This window comes from Stenotrophomonas sp. Sm2128 (assembly GCF_030985535.1).
Lineage (GTDB): Bacteria > Pseudomonadota > Gammaproteobacteria > Xanthomonadales > Xanthomonadaceae > Stenotrophomonas > Stenotrophomonas maltophilia.
Window position 1 is genome coordinate 1 of the sequence record NZ_JAPTFQ010000143.1, and the last position, 3,699, is coordinate 3,699.

Below are 3,699 nucleotides of genomic sequence, written 5' to 3' on the forward strand. Positions count from 1 at the left end.
GATTCGTATTCGACGTGCGCGGTCGAGATCGTGATACCACGAGCCTTTTCTTCCGGAGCGGCGTCGATCGAGGAGTAATCCTTGAACTCGCCACCGAAGCGCTCGGCACCGATCTTGGTCAGTGCGGCGGTCAGCGTGGTCTTGCCGTGATCGACGTGACCGATGGTGCCGACGTTGACGTGCGGCTTGGTGCGCTCGAACTTACCCTTTGCCATTGTTCTATACCTTGATTGTTCGTAAGTGGTTTCAAGAGAGGCTGAGCGAGGCTCAGCCCTTCTTCATGACGGCTTCGGCGATGTTGGTCGGAGCCGGCTCGTAGTGATCGAATTCCATGGTGAAGGTGGCGCGGCCCTGGGTCTGCGAACGCAGCGCAGTGGCGTAGCCGAACATTTCACCCAGCGGGATCATCGCGTTGATGATGCTGGCCGAACCGTCACCGGTGGTGTCGGAACCCTGCAGCACGCCGCGACGACGGCTGACGTCGCCCATCACGTCACCCTGGTAATCCTCCGGGGTCACGATCTCGACCTTCATGATCGGCTCCAGCAGCACCGGCTTGGCCTTGGCGAAGCCCTGCTTGAAGGCCATCGACGAAGCCAGCTTGAACGCCATTTCCGAGGAGTCGACGTCGTGGTACGAACCGAACACCAGCTTCACCTTGACGTCCACGACCGGGAAGCCAGCCAGCGGACCGCTGGTGATGGTTTCGCGCAGGCCCTTTTCAACCGACGGAATGAATTCCTTCGGGATCACGCCGCCGGTGATGTCGTTGATGAACAGGAAGTCGTCCTTGATGGCCGGAGCCAGCTTCGGATCGGCACGGTCTGCAGCGGTGATCGGCGACAGTTCGATCACGACGTGACCGTACTGACCCTTACCACCGGACTGCTTGGCGTGCTTGTAGTCCGACTTGACGTCGGCCAGGGTGATGGTTTCGCGGTAGGCCACCTGCGGCGCGCCGACGTTGGCTTCAACGTTGAACTCGCGCTTCAGGCGGTCGACGATGATGTCCAGGTGCAGCTCGCCCATGCCCGAGATGATGGTCTGGCCGGATTCTTCGTCGGTCTTGACGCGGAACGACGGATCTTCCTGCGCCAGACGGCCCAGGGCCAGACCCATCTTTTCCTGGTCCGACTTGGTCTTCGGCTCGACGGCCATCGAGATCACCGGCTCCGGGAACGTCATGCGCTCCAGGATGATCGGGGCGTCCACGGCGCACAGGGTGTCACCGGTGGTGGTGTCCTTCAGGCCCACGGCAGCGGCGATGTCACCGGCCAGAACTTCCTTGATTTCCTCGCGGTTGTTCGAGTGCATCTGCAGGATGCGGCCGATGCGCTCCTTCTTGCCCTTCACCGAGTTCAGCACGGTGTCGCCACCGTTCAGGGTGCCCGAGTAGACACGGAAGAAGGTCAGCGCGCCGACGAACGGGTCGGTGATGATCTTGAAGGCCAGCGACGAGAACGGAGCCTTGTCGTCGGACTTGCGGGTCATTTCGACGGTGTCGTCGTCAACGTCCACGCCCTTCACGTCCGGCACGTCGACCGGCGACGGCAGCAGCTGGATCACGCCGTCCAGCATGGCCTGCACGCCCTTGTTCTTGAAGGCCGAGCCGCAGTACATCGGCACGATCTCGGTCGCCAGGGTACGGGTACGCAGGGCGTTGATGATTTCGGCCTCGGCCAGCTCTTCGCCGCCCAGGTACTTTTCCATCAGCTCTTCGCTGGCTTCGGCAGCGGTCTCGACCATGAACTGGCGAGCCTCTTCCGCAGCCGCCTGCAGATCGGCCGGGATGTCGCTGTACTCGAACTTCATGCCCTGCGAAGCCTCATCCCAGTGGATGGCCTTCATCTTCAGCAGGTCGACGACGCCCTTGAAGTTGTCTTCAGCGCCGATCGGCAGCTGCATCGGCACGGCAACCGCGCCCAGCTTGGCCTTCAGCTGGCCGACGACCTTCTGGAAGTTGGCACCGGTGCGGTCCATCTTGTTGACGAACGCGATGCGCGGCACGTGGTACTTGTTGGCCTGGCGCCACACGGTTTCCGACTGCGGCTGCACGCCACCGACGGCGCACAGGACGAAGACGGCACCGTCGAGCACGCGCAGCGAGCGCTCCACTTCGATGGTGAAGTCGACGTGCCCGGGGGTGTCGATGATGTTGAAGCGGTGCTCCGGCAGGGACTTGTCCATGCCCTTCCAGAACGCGGTGGTGGCAGCGGACTGGATCGTGATGCCACGCTCCTGCTCCTGCTCCATCCAGTCCATGGTGGCGGCGCCGTCATGCACTTCACCGATCTTGTGGCTCTTGCCGGTGTAGAACAGGATGCGCTCGGACGTGGTGGTCTTGCCGGCATCGATGTGAGCCATGATGCCGAAGTTACGGTAACGCTCGATGGGAGTGGAACGGGCCACGGGAGCCTCTCAGATTTCTTGGATTTCGGATGGCCGAACGCCGCCTTTCGGCGGCCTTCGGATTGGCGCAGTCCTTCTGGGACCGCGAGGCAGCACGCACCGAAGTGGTGCTGCCCTGCCTGTTTTACAAGGCCGTCAAACTCACCAGCGGTAGTGGGCGAATGCCTTGTTGGCTTCGGCCATGCGGTGGGTTTCTTCGCGCTTCTTGATGGCGCCGCCACGGTTTTCCGAGGCGTCGATCAGTTCAGCAGCCAGCTTCTTCGGCATGGTGTTCTCACCACGCTTGCGCGCGGAGTCGATCAGCCAGCGCATGGCCAGGGCCATCTTGCGCGACGAACGCACTTCGACCGGCACCTGGTAGGTGGCACCACCGACGCGGCGCGACTTGACTTCGACCGCCGGAGCGACGTTGTCCAGAGCCTTCTGCACCAGTTCAATGGCGTTGGCGCTGCTGTTCTTCTCGGTGATCACGTCCATGGCGCCGTACACGATCTTTTCGGCGACGGACTTCTTGCCACTCTGCATGACCATGTTGATGAAGCGGGCGATGGTTTCGCTTCCGTGCTTCGGATCGGGCAGGACGGAACGCTGCGGAGTATTACCCTTACGCGACATAGTGCTCTCTCCTTATGCCTTCGGACGCTTGGCGCCGTACTTGGAACGGGCCTGGCGACGCTTGGCAACGCCGGCGGCGTCGAGCGAGCCACGAACGGTGTGGTAACGCACACCCGGCAGGTCCTTGACGCGACCGCCGCGGATCAGGACCACGGAGTGCTCCTGCAGGTTGTGGCCTTCACCACCGATGTAGGAAATCACTTCTTCCTGGTTGGTCAGGCGGACCTTGGCAACCTTGCGCAGAGCCGAGTTCGGCTTCTTCGGGGTGGTGGTGTAGACACGGGTGCAGACGCCACGGCGCTGCGGGCACTTGTCGAGCGCCGGCGAGGCACTCTTGTAGGTGGTCGCTTGCCGCGGCTTGCGGACCAGCTGGTTGATCGTCGCCATCAGTAGGTTCTTCTGATTGGTGGCCGGAAAATCCGGCCAGAGATGCGGAAATGTTAAAGCAGGCCAAAATTCTGGCCTGCTGAGACAGACGATTGTAGCAACCTGCCAGGAAAGCAGTCAAACGCCTTCTGTCAAGCCCGTTCCTGATCCCGGAACGTTACTGGGGGGCCTCCATGTACCCCGTTCAGGTTGGCGGGGTGAACCGCAAGCAGTCCACCCTGCCCTGCACCGGTAGAGTCGACTGTCAGTCGACTCTCGATAGAAGTCGACTAACAGTCGACTCTACCC

General features: G+C 61.9%; 4 protein-coding genes. All 4 read right to left on the reverse strand.

Annotation, left to right across the window (positions count from 1 at the left end):
* Positions 1 to 215 (reverse strand): GTP-binding protein (locus O0K41_RS22045; RefSeq protein WP_239502993.1); only part of this gene is annotated, 215 nt, incomplete at its 3' end.
* A 52-nt stretch (positions 216 to 267) separates the two neighbouring features.
* Positions 268 to 2,409, reverse strand: coding sequence for an elongation factor G (gene fusA, locus O0K41_RS22050; RefSeq protein ID WP_012479235.1), 2,142 nt, complete (start codon positions 2,407 to 2,409; stop codon positions 268 to 270).
* Positions 2,410 to 2,550: 141 nt separating this feature from the next.
* A complete protein-coding gene (rpsG, locus tag O0K41_RS22055; protein WP_004145321.1) occupies positions 2,551 to 3,024 on the reverse strand; it encodes a 30S ribosomal protein S7 in 474 nt (157 codons plus the stop codon).
* Between the two features lie 12 nt (positions 3,025 to 3,036).
* The gene (rpsL, locus tag O0K41_RS22060; RefSeq protein WP_004145320.1) at positions 3,037 to 3,411 is read right to left on the reverse strand and encodes a 30S ribosomal protein S12; all 375 of its coding nucleotides are present in this window, start codon (positions 3,409 to 3,411) and stop codon (positions 3,037 to 3,039) included.
* Between the last annotated feature and the right edge of the window lie 288 nt (positions 3,412 to 3,699).